General features: G+C 45.3%; 16 protein-coding genes and 1 pseudogene. 7 read left to right on the forward strand and 10 right to left on the reverse strand.

Annotated elements, in window-relative coordinates; all coding sequences use genetic code 11:
• The first annotated feature begins 133 nt into the window (after positions 1-133).
• The 4 genes from ACFW2W_RS07150 (at position 134) to ACFW2W_RS07165 (ending at position 4,862) form a co-directional block, all read left to right on the forward strand.
• Positions 134-2,077, forward strand: coding sequence for a PAS domain S-box protein (locus ACFW2W_RS07150; protein ID WP_378175271.1), 1,944 nt, complete (start codon positions 134-136; stop codon positions 2,075-2,077).
• A gap of 120 nt (positions 2,078-2,197) precedes the next feature.
• Positions 2,198-2,782, forward strand: coding sequence for a DUF6272 family protein (locus ACFW2W_RS07155; protein WP_378175274.1), 585 nt, complete (start codon positions 2,198-2,200; stop codon positions 2,780-2,782).
• A 40-nt stretch (positions 2,783-2,822) separates the two neighbouring features.
• On the forward strand, positions 2,823-3,167 hold the full coding sequence (locus ACFW2W_RS07160; RefSeq protein WP_378175277.1) for a hypothetical protein: 345 nt from the start codon (positions 2,823-2,825) through the stop codon (positions 3,165-3,167).
• A 75-nt stretch (positions 3,168-3,242) separates the two neighbouring features.
• Positions 3,243-4,862 (forward strand): adenylate/guanylate cyclase domain-containing protein, encoded by a 1,620-nt coding sequence (locus ACFW2W_RS07165; RefSeq protein ID WP_378175280.1) that lies wholly within the window; start codon positions 3,243-3,245, stop codon positions 4,860-4,862.
• 150 nt (positions 4,863-5,012) lie between these two features.
• On the opposite strand, the gene ACFW2W_RS07170 is transcribed toward ACFW2W_RS07165, so the two are convergent.
• From ACFW2W_RS07170 to trpB, 4 genes are all read right to left on the reverse strand, one after another.
• The gene (locus ACFW2W_RS07170; RefSeq protein WP_378175283.1) at positions 5,013-5,762 is read right to left on the reverse strand and encodes an amino acid ABC transporter ATP-binding protein; all 750 of its coding nucleotides are present in this window, start codon (positions 5,760-5,762) and stop codon (positions 5,013-5,015) included.
• On the reverse strand, positions 5,728-5,994 hold the full coding sequence (locus tag ACFW2W_RS07175) for a hypothetical protein (protein ID WP_378175286.1): 267 nt from the start codon (positions 5,992-5,994) through the stop codon (positions 5,728-5,730). Before ACFW2W_RS07175 ends, ACFW2W_RS07170 begins: the two co-directional genes overlap by 35 nt.
• 113 nt (positions 5,995-6,107) lie before the next feature.
• Positions 6,108-7,385, reverse strand: coding sequence for an ABC transporter substrate-binding protein/permease (locus ACFW2W_RS07180; RefSeq protein ID WP_378175289.1), 1,278 nt, complete (start codon positions 7,383-7,385; stop codon positions 6,108-6,110).
• Positions 7,386-7,634: 249 nt separating this feature from the next.
• Entirely contained in the window at positions 7,635-8,885 is a 1,251-nt protein-coding gene (gene trpB / locus ACFW2W_RS07185; protein WP_378175292.1) for a tryptophan synthase subunit beta, read from the reverse strand.
• Between the two features lie 380 nt (positions 8,886-9,265).
• Between trpB and ACFW2W_RS07190 the strand changes: the two genes are divergently transcribed.
• Positions 9,266-9,634 (forward strand): translation initiation factor, encoded by a 369-nt coding sequence (locus ACFW2W_RS07190; RefSeq protein WP_378175295.1) that lies wholly within the window; start codon positions 9,266-9,268, stop codon positions 9,632-9,634.
• Positions 9,635-10,001: 367 nt separating this feature from the next.
• Here ACFW2W_RS07190 and ACFW2W_RS07195 read toward each other — a convergent pair whose 3' ends face one another.
• Positions 10,002-12,173 (reverse strand): ATP-binding protein, encoded by a 2,172-nt coding sequence (locus tag ACFW2W_RS07195; protein WP_378175298.1) that lies wholly within the window; start codon positions 12,171-12,173, stop codon positions 10,002-10,004.
• A 400-nt stretch (positions 12,174-12,573) separates the two neighbouring features.
• Between ACFW2W_RS07195 and ACFW2W_RS07200 the strand changes: the two genes are divergently transcribed.
• Positions 12,574-12,732 (forward strand): YqaE/Pmp3 family membrane protein, encoded by a 159-nt coding sequence (locus ACFW2W_RS07200; RefSeq protein ID WP_378175301.1) that lies wholly within the window; start codon positions 12,574-12,576, stop codon positions 12,730-12,732.
• 40 nt (positions 12,733-12,772) lie between these two features.
• On the opposite strand, the pseudogene ACFW2W_RS07205 reads toward ACFW2W_RS07200, so the two are convergent.
• Positions 12,773-14,053 (reverse strand): annotated as a pseudogene (locus ACFW2W_RS07205) (glycosyltransferase).
• Between the two features lie 74 nt (positions 14,054-14,127).
• Complete coding sequence (gene aroB / locus ACFW2W_RS07210; protein WP_378175304.1) at positions 14,128-15,228, reverse strand: 3-dehydroquinate synthase; 1,101 nt, start codon at positions 15,226-15,228, stop codon at positions 14,128-14,130.
• Positions 15,229-15,323: 95 nt separating this feature from the next.
• Between aroB and ACFW2W_RS07215 the strand changes: the two genes are divergently transcribed.
• Complete coding sequence (locus ACFW2W_RS07215) at positions 15,324-15,419, forward strand: cytochrome b6-f complex subunit PetL (protein ID WP_190411348.1); 96 nt, start codon at positions 15,324-15,326, stop codon at positions 15,417-15,419.
• 131 nt (positions 15,420-15,550) lie between these two features.
• Here the strand turns inward: ACFW2W_RS07215 and ACFW2W_RS07220 are convergent, their stop codons facing one another.
• The 3 genes from ACFW2W_RS07220 to ACFW2W_RS07230 form a co-directional block, all read right to left on the reverse strand.
• Positions 15,551-16,069 (reverse strand): hypothetical protein, encoded by a 519-nt coding sequence (locus ACFW2W_RS07220; protein WP_378175307.1) that lies wholly within the window; start codon positions 16,067-16,069, stop codon positions 15,551-15,553.
• Positions 16,070-16,308: 239 nt separating this feature from the next.
• The gene (locus ACFW2W_RS07225; protein ID WP_378175310.1) at positions 16,309-16,704 is read right to left on the reverse strand and encodes a hypothetical protein; all 396 of its coding nucleotides are present in this window, start codon (positions 16,702-16,704) and stop codon (positions 16,309-16,311) included.
• Between the two features lie 656 nt (positions 16,705-17,360).
• Positions 17,361-17,510, reverse strand: a complete 150-nt coding sequence (locus tag ACFW2W_RS07230; RefSeq protein WP_378175313.1) for a hypothetical protein — start codon at positions 17,508-17,510, stop codon at positions 17,361-17,363.
• Between the last annotated feature and the right edge of the window lie 180 nt (positions 17,511-17,690).

The raw sequence follows: 17,690 nt of genomic DNA on the forward strand, positions 1-17,690 counted from the left end.
CCGAGTTTGCAGGAAAATGTTCTGTAAAGTTTGTTAGAAAAGTTACTGAGAAAGGGAATATTTAAATAGCGATCCAAAATTCTAAAAATATCCCTTGCTAGGGGAAGTCATTTTCTGGCAAAAATAAAAACCTATGGCAATCGAGAAAGAAAAAGCATTAACAGAACAGCTCTTTTTGAGGATAGAAAGCTTGTCCCAAGAACTGGAAGACTTGAAAAGAGAAAAGGCTGACCTGGAAATCTTGCTGGAGAATACGACAGAACATTCAGATACGGTTACAGCTCAGTTGTATGACAAGGCAGTGGAGGCGGGCAAGCAAAGCGATCGCAGGCTGGCGCAATTTCTGGAAGCTCTGCCAGTGGGTGTCTTCGTGGTTGATGCTAGCGGTAAATCCTACTACGCCAATCAGACAGCACAGCAAATCCTGGGCAAAGGTATTATGTCAGAAACCACTCTTGAGGAATTGTCAGAGAGTTATCAACTCTATGTCGCAGGCACAGAGCAATTGTACCCCAGCGATCGCCTGCCGCTCGTGCGGGCGTTGAGAGGCGAAAAAGTAGCCGTTGACAATTCGGAGATTCACCAAACAGACAAATTGATTCCTATAGAGGTGTGGGCGTCCCCAATTTTTGATGACAAGGACAATATTGCTTATGCTATTGCCGCCTTTCAAGACACCACCGAGCGCAAGCGAGCCGCAGAAGCGCTGCAACAAGCGGAAGCTAGGTATCGCAGTATTTTTGAAAACGCTATTGAGGGGATTTTTCAGATTACATTGGACGGACACTACATCTGTGTGAATCCGGCATTGGCAAAAATCTACGGCTATGAGTCTCCTGAGGAGATGATGAATAGCATCCCAGAAATCAAATATCAAGTTTATGTTGACCCGAAATGCCGTGACAATCTCATAGATTTATTAACCGAGCAGGGTGAAGTTAAGGGATTCGAGTATCAAATTTATCGCCAAGATGGCAGCATCATCTGGATTTCGGAGAATACCCGTGCGATTTGTGATGCCAACGGCACCTTACTCTACTACGAGGGAACCACCATTGATATCACGGAGCGCCAGCAGATTGAGCAATCTCTCAGGGCAAGCGAAGCGCGAGAACGAGAAAAAGCTCAACAATTAGAGCGATCGCTGCGCGACTTGCAGCAAGCTCAAGTTCAATTAGTACAAAGTGAAAAAATGTCCTCTCTTGGGCAATTGGTCGCCGGAATTGCCCACGAAATCAACAATCCAGTTAACTTTCTATCTGGCAATCTCGCCTATGCCTATGACTACACCTGCAATTTACTCAGGTTGTTAAAACTTTACCAACAGCATTATTCAAATCCAGCACCGGAAATCCAATCAGAGGCACAAGCTATTGATATTGACTTCTTAACCGAAGACCTGCCTAAAATACTTTCTTCTATGAAAATAGGCATAGACCGCATCCATCAAATTAGCGTGTCTCTGCGAACCTTCTCTCGTGCCGATACATCCATTAAGACACTTTTTAATATTCATGATGGGATTGATAGTACTCTACTGATTTTGAAACATCGCCTGACTCCTAACGGAAATCGCCCGGAAATTAAATTAATTAAAGAATATGAAAACATCCCGCTTGTAGAGTGCTATGCTGGACAACTAAATCAAGTGTTTATGAATCTCATTGCCAATGCCATTGATGCGCTAGAAGAAGCAATGGCATCTGGAACGTTAGTTTTCAGTAACAATCAAAACCCCGTGCCTACTATTTGGATTCATACTGAAATAAAGTATGGAGAACCAAGGATAAAGGATGAAAACGGATTGGTTAATTCTTCATGTTTGGAACTTAATTTTTCTCATATCGCGATCCGGATTGCCGATAATGGAGCTGGAATTTCCGAAGAGGCAAAGCAACAGTTATTTAAACCTTTATTTACAACTAAACAAGTCGGTAAAGGCACCGGATTGGGTCTATCAATCAGTTACCAAATTGTGGTAGAAAAACATGGGGGACAGCTTAGATGTATCTCTGAGCCAGGACAAGGAACAGAATTCTACATTGAGATTCCGATTGGCTGTGTAGAGGAAAATTAATGAGCAAATGCTCTAAAATGTTCAAACAAAAATCGGTAATCGTTAATGAGTGTTAAGTTAGAAGAATATTATTTAATTCAAACTTAAAAATATTACCAATTACCAAATGACAAAATTGATATGATTCAAATATTCGGAGACTTCAGGGACGAGCTGCCGAGCAGTCAGGAAGGCTTGACAATTGTATTTTCGCCTACCTCCATCCCGCTAAAGCAACGCTGGCGCAACAATGGTTTGTCGGCTGATTTTATGGCTGACTATTTTGCAACTTTCTTTCCTGGTAATAAGAATAAGACCGAAACCGATCCAAAAGCAGAGATCAAGAGTGCTGTTAGTTTTATCGCCAATGAGTTGCTAGAGAATGCTATGAAATTTAATGATGACACATCGCTGCAATCTATCAGCATTCGGCTACAAATGCATAGCGATCGCCTTGTATTCCTCGCCACTAACAATATCAATCCAGGCGCGATCGCTAAGTTTCAGACATTTATCACACACTTAACCACCTGCGATCCCAGTGAGTTGTATCTTCGTCAGCTAGAAAAAAATGCAGAAGACGAGAGCGAGAGCGAATCTGGGTTAGGCTTTTTGACAATGATGAACGATTATCAGGCTAAGCTAGGCTGGAAGTTTGAGACTATCCAAAAAGAGCTGGAGCCGGAAGCGATCGCCGTGACCACAATGGTGCAGTTGGCAGTATAGCTTACCTAGTCGCTCAGAATATGCAAGGAGTTGATGCGTAATGGATATTAAGACTGAAGATTACAGCATTTGGTACGACTCAGTTACTGAAACAGCAATCTTCCAAGGTTCCCTCCGACTCAGTGGAATGGAAGAATATGCACCAATTGTGAAGTTACTCAATGATTTAGTTGACTCAGAGCCACCAACAATTACCCTGAACTTGCGGGAACTAGAATTTCTAAATAGTTCGGGAATCAATGTTCTGTCGAAATTTGTCATCAATGTGCGTCAAAAAGAAAGTATTCAGATGATTGTACAAGGCTCTAAAAATATCCCCTGGCAAAGTAAGTCATTGAAGAATTTGCAGCGGCTAATGCCTTCTTTGCAGCTGGAATTGGCATAAAAACCCCTACAAGGCTAGGTACTGGCATTTAAAACTAGATAAGTTAATTTTCGTCAAAGTGCAAATCCTAAGGCGATGCAGAAAGAACAACCCTCAACAGAACATCTGCTTTTAGAAATCGCCAGTCTGCGCCGGGAATTGGAAGGCTTGAAAAACAAAAAAGCTGACTTGGAAATCTTGCTGGAGACGACTACAGAACACTCCGATATGGTTGAAGCTCAGTTGCATCAGTCCAATCAACAACTACAAGCCGAAATTGCCGAGCGCCAGCGTACCGAAGAAGCACTACAAGCTAGTCAAGCAGCACTCCAGTCTCTTTTGACAATCGTTACTAGAGATAAGACCGATTTGGAAATTTTGCTAGAGACGACTACGGAACACTCTGATACGGTGGAAGCCGAGTTGCATAACAAGGCAGAGGAGGCAGTGCGTGCCAGCGAGAGAAGGTTGGCTCAATTTCTAGAAGCCGTGCCGGTAGGTGTTTTCGTGATTGATGCGAGCGGCAAACCCTACTACGCCAATCATACGGCACAGCGGTTACTCGGCAAGGGCATCGCCCCGGAAGACACCACCGCTCAACTGCCAGAAGTTTATCAAGCTTATGTGGCAGGGACAGATAGGTTGTACCCGACTGCCCGACAGCCGCTGATGCTGGCGTTGAGCGGCTCCTGCTCGACTGTTGATGATATGGAGGTTCACCAAGCAGACAAGATTATCCCGATAGAGGTGTGGGCAACGCCAATTTTTGATGAAAAGGGCAAAATTGTGTACGCGATCGCTGCCTTTCAAGATATCACGCAACGCAAACAGGCAGAAGCAGAACGGATAAATTTGATTAATCAACTTTATCAACTCAACATCGCTTACGAACGGTTTGTACCGCGTGAATTTCTTCAGTTTTTGAAGAAAGAAAGCATTGTCGATGTCACATTAGGCGACCAAGTGCAGCAGGAAATGTCGGTGTTATTTGCCGATATTCGAGACTTTACTGCACTTTCGGAAAAAATGACGCCGTCAGACAATTTTCAATTTATTAATGCCTTTTTGAGCCGCATGGAGCCTGCGATTACCAAGCATAATGGCTTTATTGATAAATATATCGGTGATGGAATTATGGCACTGTTTAGCGGCGGTGCAGATGATGCTATTAAAGCAGCGATTACCATGCTACATAATCTTGCCGAATATAATCAGCATCGCGCCCAAGCTGGTTATCCTCCAATTCAGATCGGGATTGGCATCAATACAGGCTCTTTGATGTTGGGCACAGTGGGAGGAAACAACCGGATGCAGGGCACTGTCATCAGCGATGCTGTCAATTTAGCCTCCCGTATTGAAGGATTGACGAAAGAGTATGGAGTGTCATTATTAATCAGTCACCAGACTTTTTTGCAGTTACAGAATTCCTCTGATTATTTCATCCGTATTATCGATCGGGTGAAAATTAAAGGGAAATCTGAAGAAGTAACAGTTTATGAAGTATTTGATGGAGATTTAGCGGAATTAAAAAATGGTAAATTGACCGCAAAAACAATATTTGAAAAGGCTTTGTTATTCTATAAAAATCAAAAAATTAGTGAGGCTGCACAACTCTTTCAAGATTGTCTATACCACAACCCGATGGATAAAGTTGCTAAAATATATTTAGAACGCTGTAAATTTGTATCTACTACTTTCAGGATGAGTGGAGAGTAATCGAAGCAGAAATCTCTTGTTCTTGGGGCGAATAAGTCAAGCACATACACTTTGACGTGATGCCTCGCACCCCAAATATGCCAGTAGGAAACCTCAAGTTACTTATTTATCTAAGAGTACAGAAGTTACTCAATCAACTTCGGATATCTTTTACAATATTTTATCAAGAAATTGCTTAGCGCGATCGCTCTTGGGATTGATAAAAAACTCCTTCGGCGGTGAATCTTCAGCCAGTCGTCCCCCATCAAGAAACAAAATGCGATCGGCAACTTCCCGCGCAAACCCCATTTCATGGGTAACAATTGCCATCGTGATGCCAGTTTTAGTCAAGTCTTGCATTACTTCTAACACCTCTTTCACCATTTCTGGGTCGAGTGCGGAGGTTGGTTCGTCAAACAACATGATATCTGGCTTCATTGCCAAGGAACGCGCGATCGCTACCCGCTGCTTTTGTCCCCCCGACAACTTAGAGGGATAAATATCTGCTTTTTCCGACAAACCTACCTTTGATAACAATTCCAGTCCTTCTCGCCGCGCCTCCTCCTTAGAAACGTGCTTCACTTTCATCGGTGCATACATCACATTTTTCAACACCGTCATGTGAGGAAATAGATAGAAATGCTGAAATACCATGCCGACATTTTGGCGAATCTTCATAATGTCGGTTTTCCGCGTCGTGATGTCTACTCCTTGAATATAAACGTGTCCCAAAGTTGGCACTTCCAGTAAATTTAGGCAACGGAGAAAAGTTGACTTACCCGACCCAGAAGGACCAATCACCGCCACAACTTCCCCTTGTCTAATCTCAGTAGAAATTGCTTGCAAAACTTGGAGATTTCCAAAGGATTTATGCAGATTTTCCACCTTAATCGCTACGCTGTAATCGTCGTTCAAGTGCATAACCTCCTAAAGTGAGAGTCATAATCATCAAATAATAAATAACAGCCGCAAATATCAAAGGTTCAAAAGCAATATATTTTTCGGCTCCCACAATGTAGGCACGGCGTAACAGGTCAGTCACGCCAATCGTTGAAACCAGCGAAGAATCTTTAAGCAAAGCACTACTTTCATTTACCAGCGCTGGCAAAATATTCTGGCTCTTCCGTAGTTGGTATGCTAAATTTATAGTCAAGAAGCGCCACAAGCTATACTAGCCATGAATTTAAGCCAATTTAGCGTTTATTAAATAGAAAATACAGTCCAAAATCGTTATACCTTGCTAGGTAAGCCTTTCAAGTTTTGGAATCAACTTTTTAGCATACCAAGTAATGAAGAGCCAATATTCTTTAACGCCTGTGGCAAAATAATATCTAACATCATCGGTTTGTAGGGAATACCCAGCGACAGAGAAGCTTCCCGTTGTCCTTTGTCAACTGCAAGAATTCCGGCGCGAATTGTCTCAGAAATGTAAGCTCCTGAGTTGAGAGTAAACGCAATAACGCCTGCTTGCAGTGGGGAAATATTGTAGCCAGTTAATTGAGGCGTTGCGTAATATATTATAAATAATGTCACCAGCAGCGGTACGCCTCGAAATATAGATGTGTAAGCTGTTCCAAACCAAACCAGTAGCTTGATGCTAGAAATTTTCAACAAAGACAGCACTGTACCCCAAATGAATCCTAAAACTGCCGATATAGCGGTAAATTGTAAGGTAATTAATACCCCTTGAAGAATGTAAGGAATACTGGGTGCTATCTTAGCAAAAGATAAGTTTGAAGTGCTGGCGTTTTCGGTTTTTCCACTGTTGTCAAACCACTTTTTCACCAGCGTTTCTATCTCGCCGCTTTGTTTTATTTGCTGAAGCACTCGGTTGAAGTCATCAACAAGCGGCGAACCTTTAGGGAAAGCGATCGCAGAACCAGCTGCCTCGCCATTGGAAATGGTATTCAATTCCAGCTCTGGATTGTTTGCTACAAAACCCTTGGCAATTGTATCTTCGAGAATAGCGGCTGCAATTCGATTTGACTTAATCTCTTGGATCAAATCGCCAGTTTTATTTAGTGCTACCAGATTGACGTTCTTAAATTTACTAGCTTCTTTTTCTTGAGTCGTCCCCAACTGGACGCCGACTTTTTTACCAGCTAAATCTTCTGGTTTCGTCAGGTTGCTACCTTTTTTGGCAACAATGGTGTTTTTTGCTTCATAGTAAATATCGGAAAAATCTATATTTTTCTTACGTTCTTCTGTAGGGGTCATACCAGCCATAGCAAAGTCAGCACGACGCGACTGCAAGGCAGCAATCAAACCGTTAAAGTCTGTATCTTTAATTTCAAGTTCATAGCCTAGTTCTTTAGTAATATATTTGGCAATGTCTACGTCAAATCCAATAATTTCATCTTTGCCAGTAGCTGTGTCTCGAAATTCATAAGGTGGATAGTCAGCAGAAGTCACCATCACTAATGTCTTTTGACCATCGCCTTCCTGTTGTGCGGCAACTTTATCAGTTCGGATATATCCCAGGAACACAGTAATCGCCAGCATCGCAGAAAATAGAATAGCAAATAACCATTTGCTTTTTGGCATAGCAAATAATTTCCTAATTGCTTTGGCACTCATTCATTAAGTGTAGTGGATGAGTAGTAGGTAGTAGGAATAGGCAAAGTTGGTAAACTGTCACACATTTAATTTGCACACAGTAAATACCCAAAGCAGAGACGTTGTATGCAACGTCTCTACAACTTCGACTGGATTTGACAATTTTTAATTAGGCATTTTTAATTGCTTAACCACCTGCTACCCATGACCCATGACTGACTTGGAATATGGCTAATCTTAATGATTGAGGAATTTAGCAACTGTCTGCACATCCTTATCGCCGCGTCCAGAGCAGTTGATGACAATGCGGGGATTGCCAATCAGTTGAGGGCAGAGAATATCGAGGTAAGCGATCGCGTGAGCCGTTTCCAACGCTGGAATAATTCCCTCTAGCTGCGACAGGCGCTGAAACGCTGCCAAAGCCTCTTGGTCAGTTACGCTGTAATATTCAGCCCGACCCTCGTCCTTGAGATAACTATGCTCCGGGCCAACACCGGGATAATCTAGACCGGCGCTGATAGAATGCGCCTCCACCACCTGACCATCCTCATCTTGCAGCAAATAGCTCATCGCCCCGTGCAAAACCCCCACCCGTCCCTTAGTGAGAGTGGCAGCGTGTTTCTCGGTATCAACACCCTCCCCAGCCGCCTCAATTCCAATCAGCCTTACCGATGGCTCCTTCACAAACTCGTAGAAGAGTCCCATCGCATTTGAGCCACCGCCGACACAAGCCAGGAGAATATCCGGCAAGCCGCCCCATTTCTCCATCGCTTGAGCGCGAGTTTCTTGACCAATCACTGCATGGAAGTCGCGCACCAGCATCGGATAAGGGTGAGGTCCTGCAACCGAACCTAAGATGTAGTGAGTCGTTTCGACATTCGTTACCCAATCCCGAATCGCTTCCGACGTGGCATCTTTGAGCGTTCCCGTTCCCGCCGCCACAGGGCGCACCTCTGCCCCCATCAGCCGCATCCGGAACACATTCAGCGATTGCCGTTCCATATCCTGGACGCCCATATAAATGACGCAATCCAGACCAAATCGGGCGCAAACCGTGGCTGTAGCGACGCCATGCTGTCCGGCACCCGTTTCCGCAATAATCCGCTGCTTGCCCATTCGCTTCGCCAACAATACCTGAGCCAAAGCATTGTTGATTTTGTGAGCGCCCGTATGGTTCAAATCTTCCCGCTTCAGATAGATTTGCGGTCCCGTACCATCTGGCTTTGCATAGTACGTCGTCAAACGTTCGGCAAAATAAAGGGGACTGGGGCGACCCACATAATCCCGCAGCAATTCTTGAAGTTCCTGCTGGAAAGCGGGTTCGGCGCGGTATTGCTTAAAAGCAGCTTCCAACTCGCTCAACGCTGGCATCAACGTTTCCGGCACGTACTTGCCGCCAAATCGTCCAAATCGCCCTAGTGCGTCGGGTTGTTGTGCAGAAGCGTTAGCAGTTTCTTGGGAATCAGGAGAAATGGGAGTACGTGTCACAGCGAATTGTGGGAATTACAACATAAACTTCATTATAGTTTCGATGAGTTTATCCAAAGCAAAATTACTGGCATGGAAGGTTCTGGCGTCTCGGAGATAGAGTAGGACAGGGAGGTGCAGCCGTTACGATGAAGACTGGAGTAGCATCTGAAGACCGTAGGGGCGACTGGTTCGATTTTGGCGGCGATCGCGATTTAACAAAGTTCGGTAAAATTGCCCTACATGGTAGATAGGTGCGCTCCTACAGATATATCTCACACTCTCATTCAGGACTGCTGTATCTGAATAAATCACACACAAAAGCGCACAAATTTTAGAGATATTTCCGACTCCTTCTCGATCTAATCTGTTCTTGAATAACTTTTACCCGACTCACTGTTATGTCTTCTTCCAAGGGCAAAGCATCCAGTTCTAAAACACCCGCTCAAAATCGCGTTATCTACTCCGAATTTGGAAACACCGATAATTCAGATGCCTTAGAACGACCCGTGCCAGAACTACCCTCCAATCAGCAAAACCTCAAGGTTCAGGCATCCCGGAAAGGAAGAAAAGGCAAAACCGTAACTGTAATCAGTGGCTTTCAGGTAAAACCAGAAACGCTGGAAGTCCTTGCAAAACAGTTAAAAGCTCAGTGCGGTACGGGGGGCACAGTGAAGGAAAATGCGATTGAAATTCAGGGCGATCATACTCAAAAACTTGTCCAAGTTCTCGCAACTTTGGGCTACAAAGCTAAAATCAGTGGCGGCTAATTTATCTTTGATATCAAGTTCGGTTGATTGCCCATAAAAAATAATTTTTTCAACGCAAAGTAACGCCAAGGTACGCAGAGTTTGGGCTAACTTCTGGGGTGGATCTCAATGCTTGCAAATATACGCTCACAGGCTTTGAACGCAATAGCCGCGAATTAACTCGCTCTGGCGTTTTTACAAGCATTGAAATGCATCCAACCGTACCTACCTTTGCGTTTACCTTGGCGTTACTTTACCAGGACTTACGCAAAGCTTATACATATAGCGTTTTTTCGGGTTCAATCCCCCTGTGGTTGCGGTGGCAGACGTGGTGATGTTGCGTAAGTCGTGTTTGCGTTAAAAAACTATTCTTGTGAAGGCACATTTCTCAGGGAGATTCCGCTTCGGCAAGAACCGCAGGATTCAGCGGCAATGACACTGTAAAGCAAGTGTGATTGGCAGTACTTTCCAGATGAATCGTGCCTCCTAAATTGGCGACCAATTTTTGTGCCAGCGCCAGTCCTAAACCAGTCCCGCCTTGTTTCCAGGGATTGGCGTCGGGAATGCGGTAAAACTTTTCAAATACTCGTTCGCGTTCGGCTGCTGGAATTTCCACGCCGGTATTGATTACGCTCACTTCCATCCTGTCTGCGGCGCTATGTGCTTTTACAGCAATGCGTTCTGCTGATGGTGTGTATTTGCAGGCATTGTTGAGTAACTCGCTTAATATGCGTCCTAAACTGGTGCGATCGCATACTAAAGGAGGCAGTTCGGACTCAAGGTGAATTTCTAAGCGGCGATCGCGTTCTTGGGCTGGCTTTTGAAAAGGTTCTACAATTGTGGGAAGCCAATCTTGTAGCTGAATGCTTGTCAGTACCAAAGGCTGAATCTCTGCATTGATTCGCTGCCACTCCAGAAGATCGTTGATCAAGTTGGTTTCTCGCTCGCATTCGTTATGCAAAATATGGAAGTAGCGAGCCACTTTGTTTCTTTGGGCTGGCGGCTTAGATAGTTCGGCGAACAGTCCGTGGTCTTTATTCAAGGCAATCCCCAACATCTGAATCGCCATTTTCATGTTGGCAACCGGAGATCGCAATTCATGGGGAACGGTACTGAGGAAGTCATCTTTGAGGCGATTAAGTTTTTCCAGTTCCGCTACTTGCGCTTGCGCTGCCTGGTAGAGTCGGGCTTGTCGAATTGCGATCGCGCATTGAGACGCCACTTGCTGCACGAGCTGGATTTCTAGCTCGTTGAAAGCATCCTCCTGTCGTTTAAATAACCACAGCTCCCCGAACACTGCTTGGCTATCAAAAATCGGACAAGCTAGGATAGCCACCGCTCCTCGAATCCCAGGGATTAGGTAACAAAACTGGAAATACTGACCTTGCCGCAATTGAGCATCGTCTTTAAACAAGTCGGAAATTGTTACGGTTTGCCCTAGTGCAGATGGCAATCCTTGGGTGTATTCGTGAGCGATTGTCGCCGTGGTTTGATTGGCATCGTACAAAGCAATATCGCCGCCTTCAATCCCCAACACCCAGGTTAATTCTGCGACGGCAGTTTGCAAAATATGGTTTTCGTCGAGGCTATCGCGGACTTTGTTAGTAATGCGTTTGAGCATTGCTTCAAAGTCGAGTATCTGTTGCAAGTGAGTTGGGCGATCGCTATTTAGATACCCGTGGGGTTGCTCGTGCAGCCTTTTTTGCAAGCTGGTATCCTGCACCCCGCTTTCACTCTGGGCAATTTGTTCCTCAACTGGATTTTCTAAATCGCTATCGCCGCACTTCCACTTTGTCTGTGAAAAATCCACCGCCGAAGCGTCTCGACATGGAGTCATTTGTTGCAGCAGCCAGCGCAGACCCACGACTTGCAGAAATTGCGGCTCTTGCACTGGCTCGACAGTGAATATAGCGGTAAACGTCTCACCCTGCCTTGTTTGCAGGCAGATTTCCCAGTTTTTGGCAACAGATCCTTGTTGCAGGGCGCTGAGCTGAGTCTGAAAGTCGCCGCGAGCATCCGTTGCCACGAACTCCACCAGCGGCTTACCTACCAAGCTTTCTGGAACGCTTTCGAGCAACTCACCGCTTGTCCGGTTGGCTGACAAAATTACTGCTTCTGGATTTGTCACCAAAAAGCCCATCGCCCTTCCCTGGGAAACTGCCTCTGAGTTGCTATAGGCAGACCCGATTGCCTGCAAAGCTTTTTGCTGAGCGGAATTGGAGATAAACTCACCTTCGGCTGGGTAACGCTGCTGTTCTTCGAGTCCTGCGTGATTTTTGTCGGCGAGTTCTTCCTGAATTTGTTGGCGCAGTTCCTCTATGACGATCTGCATTTCTTGCAGCTGGTTCGATAGTTCTTTCAGAGCATCCACGAGCGGCTCCTGGTGAGACATCGGTAACTTTTCAGTACACTGCCACAGCTGCTCAAGTCGCTGTAGGGAATCTTCAATCTGCTGGTCTAGGTCATTTACCATTGCATCCTTAATTCGCCTGGACAACGTTTCTCTATCAGCAGTAATACCCATATCAGCGACGATTAGATTTTGCCGGATTTGCTGCAATAATAGCCTTACTTATTTTTGCCTTTATTTTTTAATAGGATAACTTCATATTGTTCTTGGCGGTACGCATCCCAGACCGATCTGCCCCCAAAAACGTTCCTGCCTTGCCAATAAATATGCAACGCAGCCTGATGTTAGGAGAATTTTCGTTATGGTTTGGCACAAAGCAAAGCATTTAGGCGATCGCCCGCAATTCCCGTTCCAGAAATCCCTCTATACTTAGATTTACTTAATATTTTAAAATAATTGAAAATAATCAGCGTTTTAGTAGCAAATATAACAGTAAGTTTGTTTTATCTACTCATCGATAGATTGACAGTTCTATCGGAATAGAGAGAGCTATCTCCCAAATTAATGGCATTCTAGTAAATATTCCCGATAATTCTCAAAAGGTGTTTTTATGGATTTCTTCCGTATCCTCATCGCTATTTTTCTTCCCCCGTTGGGTGTTTTCTTGCAAGTTGGCATTGGAAGAGACTTTTGGATCAATCTCGTCTTGACTTTTTTGGGTTATTTTCCAGGAATTATTCATGCGGTGTGGATTATTGCAAAAAAATAGCGATCGCTCCCCGCTTTCCCCGATCCAGCTCTAATAAGGTTTATTTAACACAAGCCAATACAGGCTTTCCTGTAGATATAACCTGTTCGATAATATCGGCGGCGCGACTAACTCCACCGGCTCGTCGAATCGCTTCTTGTAGCCTGGAGGCATTCTGCTTGTAGGAATCCTGAGTCAGCACCTGCTGTACAGCAGTTCGGAGCTTGGGGACGCTCAAGCGAGACAACGGCACCACCTCCCCGGCACCCGTCCAAGCGATACGCGCTGCTACTCCCGGCTGGTCGTTAGTAATCGGAATTGCCACCATCGGCACCCCGTTACTTAAAGATTCCAAAGTGGTATTCAATCCTGCGTGGGTGATAGTAAGAGTAGCTTTTTGGAGTAATTCTAGTTGGGGCGCATATCCGACAACTAGAGGCTTTCCGGGCAGTTCTGGCAGCGATTCTGGGATAGTTGAACCACCCAGAGAAAGCACCAACTGGGCATCCAATCCATTACAAGCTTCTGCAATATTCTGGAAAATGTCCAGCAGGCGATTTTGTATAGTCCCCATAGAGGCGTATATCAGGGATTGCCTGGTCAATTTCTCAAACGGGAAAGCAACAGGTTCCCGACTAGCTGGGTTATGGTATGGCCCGGTGAAATGGAAGTAGGGGGGTAAATGCTGCCTTGGAAATTCAAATTCAGCAGGTTGTTGACTTAACTGAGCGAGTTGAGAATATTGATCGTTGGGGTGAGAATGGGGCGGCAACTTCCACTTTTGGCGATATTCGCTCACCACCTCCCGGATTGGTTGCCCGATGCGATTGAACAAAGCGTAACCAGCTTGGTTCCGCAGATGCGCCCACCAAGCAGGGTTATAGCTCCAGGTTGTAAAAAAGGGAGGAACGCGATCTTCTTGATTCAGCAGCAAAGCACTGCCTACGCTAATGAAGGGAATGTCTAGGTATTCGGCAACAGTCCCTCCCCCTGGTGAAACCTAGTCTACTAGCAGTGCCTCTACACCTGCTTGTTTGATGGCGGCTGGAGCATCTCGAAGTAGCATAGCAGCCGACTGTGTTACCAAATTGACTGTATACCGCAAGGCAGCCAAACCGCTCAGTTTCCCTAGCTGTGCCAACGCTTGTGAGGTTGCGCCTTTAGGAAAGTCTAACTCTGCGATCGCCCAGAAGTCTAATCCTGCCGCCAATGCTTTAGGTTGGGCATCGGGAACCCCGAACAGGGTGACGCGATGACCGCGAGAAAGCAATTCGTGTCCTAAAGTAGTCATCGGGTTGAGATGACCAGTTGATGTAGGACAGATAAGACCAAAGTGAGTCATAGAAAAGTCCTGAAAAACAGAAACGTTGCCTGAAAACCGATGGCTAAGTCCAGCTTTTCGCTCCCTACAATTAATTAAGAGCAAGTAGACATTTGCCGCAGAACGGTACGTATTACATCTGACGGCACTTGATCGGTCACAGTTACTGCCCCAATCTGCGTGGGGAGGACAAACCTTACCTTTCCCGCTTTCACTTTTTTATCGGTTTGCAGCGTATCAATAATTGCTTCGATGTCTAGTCCTGCTGGTAGCTGGGTGGGTAATCCAGCTTTTTGAATTAGCGCATCTTGACGTTGGGCGTCTGTTTTGTCCCACATCTGAAGGTTAACCGCAATCTGACCCGCCGCGACCATGCCAATTGCCACCGCTTCCCCGTGATTGACGACGCGGTATCCGGTTAAGCTTTCTACAGCATGACCGATGGTGTGACCGTAGTTGAGAATGGCGCGAAGTCCGGCTTCTTTTTCATCTTTGCCTACCACATCGGCTTTAGCTTGGCAAGAGCGAGTCAGGATTTGTTGCAATAAACTAGAGTCTAGACGGAGTGAGTCGAGATGTGGCGATCGCTCCATCTGCTCAAACAACTCAGCATCCCAGATGATACCGTACTTAATCACCTCTGCCATTCCCGCCCGAAACTCTCGCATCGGCAAGGTTTTCAGCACCTCTGGGTCAATTAAAACCAGTCGCGGCTGATGGAAGGCACCAATTAAATTTTTTCCTTGGGGATGATTAACGCCGGTTTTGCCGCCAATGGCAGCATCAACCATTGATAAGAGTGTTGTCGGAACTTGTACGAAGTTAATCCCCCGCAGCCAGGTAGCGGCAGCAAAGCCAGTCATATCACCAATTACGCCACCGCCTACCGCGACAAGCGTTGAAGAGCGTTCTAGGCGGTTTTCCAGAGCCGCGTTGTAGATTTTTTGGACGGAGTTGAGGGTTTTGTAGCGTTCGCCAGCGGGGAGAGTTAGAGAGGTAACGTCAAAACCAGCTGATTTGAGAGATGCGATCGCTTCTTGACCATAGTGCCGAAAAATTGTCGGGTTAGAAACAACGAGAACTTTCTTCCCCAGATTCAAATTTGTCATCCCAGCGCCTAGTTGCGCTAGACCCGATCCGGCGATCGCAATTTCGTAAGCCTGCTGCGGTAAATTAACCCAAATCACCGATTCCATAAGCCAAACCCATCAACCAACAAGCGCCCGTGGGCTGTATTCTACTCCACTTGATGTTTCAATGGTGGATATTGCGTTCTATCGGAAACATGGAAATCTCTGGAGCGATCGCTTACTTCTTACTTTTGGGTGGTGCTTTTGCTGTTGCTGTGGGGCTGTATTTCGGTCTCCGCGCCATCAAGCTGATCTAATCACCAGCCTCCTGGCGAAGGATGAAGGATGAAGGAATGGTTCGTTCGTACTTCTGTTTTCCTACTTCATCCTTACTAAAAGCGGGTTACAGAAGGATACAAGAAGACGAATAAATGAATTCTCTCATCCCTCATCCTTCTGTTAGGCTTAACACCTGTGCTGTAGATTGCTTTGGGGGACTCTCACAGGGCTTGTTAGTCGCTCGACGCGCCATTTGGATTGTTTTTGGCAAAACTCCCACCAATTGAGCCAGAATCTCATCCGGCATCTGGGCAGTCGCTTCCAAACCAAAGTATTTTTCAAATAAAACTAAAATGACACGGGCACGCTGCAAGGGCACGCAATATTCCATTGCTTTTTGAGTAAAGCGAATCCATTGTTGCCGAATTTCATAAGCTTTTTGTCGCTCGGAGCGAGACTCAGGGCAAACCACTGACGGGTTGCCAATGGGAATCACCCGACTACAATTAATATCAAACAAACTGCCAATACCTGCACCAGGACCTGCCAATTCTGCATGGTGGCGATGACAGATAATTAAGGCACTGCCGCGACAACCATTGACCCGGAGGAGCTGTCCACTGTGCAACTGACTTAAGATTTCTGTGGGTTGATTAATCGGTTTGGTGATGAGGGCTTTGTCTGGCATCGTAAGTCACAGAATCCTCTAACTTGAGTATCTTGCATTTACTTATACCCCTCAGTGATCGAATCTGTTTAGGGGGTGTGATACCCATCTGACTCATTAGTGATTCTTATCACCGTAAATCCTGTGACTCACTAGATATGAAGATGTTTACCATTCAGGATCGGACTTGTAGCACAATGCTTCAGAACGTTTCGCTCGTCTGTCTAGCGTTGTGTCCAGCCAATCGTCTGGCAGCATCTTCAGCTTTTCAAAGGAGTCAGAGTCGCCAGAGGTAATATCGCTGTTTTAGCTTTGTCGTTGAGTAGCAGTTTGCCAGCCGCATCGACACTAAAGTCTTTTCCTGGCATAAATCCTTTGCAAATCAAACGCTTACCAACAGCTACTGAAGTGATGGTGCGAATTTCTTGCATCACATCGGCAGGAATAAGATTCTCTATCGTCCAGAACACTGAATCGGTGTTAAACCACATTAAACGTTCGATACTCACCAGCATCATACCAGCGATCTCTTCAAGGGTCATCTGACTTCTCAAATTAGCTATCAGGTCTTTCCCAATCTGGCTATTGTGGGTCATCATCGCTCTAGCCATCTTGGCAATTTCTTGTTCTAACTCTAAGGAGTTCATTCCTGACATTTAGGTTTCCTTCCTAAGTGTGTTTGCGGTTCTGCCAAGTATACCTAAAGAAGGAGTAAAATATATCCCCAGGAGGATGAAAAAGTAAATTAATTTAGAAAACATAAGCGAAACCTGAGAATGACTGCGCGATCGCAACAGCAGCGATCGCAAGAATAGATAGAGGCGGTACGAAGATAGCTTTACAAAACTTCGACAAAAAGTAGAAATCTGAGAAATTTCTGAGCAATGCGAGTGCTGAGCGCATACCGGGAATCGTAAGCAGGGGTAAAAAAAACCCCTAAACAGGGGTCATTTTGGTCTCTACTGAAGAATATTTATCGAGATTCAATCCGAAAGCGTCAGGGGATAAGTCTAACCTCGGTTTTTAATTAAGATTACTTGCACAATCTGCACCGCTTGAACTTTGTTCTGAGTACTGTTCTGAGTACTGTTCTGAGTATTGAATACTTTGTCGAACAAACTCATCGCAGTCTACTCCTGAGAGGGATAGCAGGTATTTGCTTGTCCTACACGATTGATGCTGATGATTCCGGAAGTCTGTCAACTTCAATTCGCAGCTTGGTTGAGTGTGACGCGAGTGCTAGATGCGTACTTTTAACAGTCAAACTATTTCAGCCAGAACTCTCAGCCAGAACTGCTCAATGAGAACCGAGTTACCGTGACGGGATGTTGTCGCTAGCTTTTTCAATCTTGTCGATCGCTACCAAACCCAGGTAAGAAGCCGCAAGGAGCAAGATAACTGAAGCTAAATAGGCGTTTTCAAGCATCCGTAGCGCGGTTTCAAAAGTAATGTAGGTCGTCATTGTTTAGCCTTCTCAGCTCTAGGCTGTTGTTGTTCTTCCCTTATTACTCCACAAGTTGGCTACTAATTTCCTCAGAAGAATCACTAGATTTAGGCTAAGAGTCACAAATTTCCCGGTAATTACACGGGTTAGACTCAACAGCCTGGTAAGTTACATGAAACTATAAATACCAAAGTTGAC

It is taken from the genome of Coleofasciculus sp. H7-2, assembly GCF_042747725.1.
Lineage (GTDB): Bacteria > Cyanobacteriota > Cyanobacteriia > Cyanobacteriales > FACHB-T130 > FACHB-T130.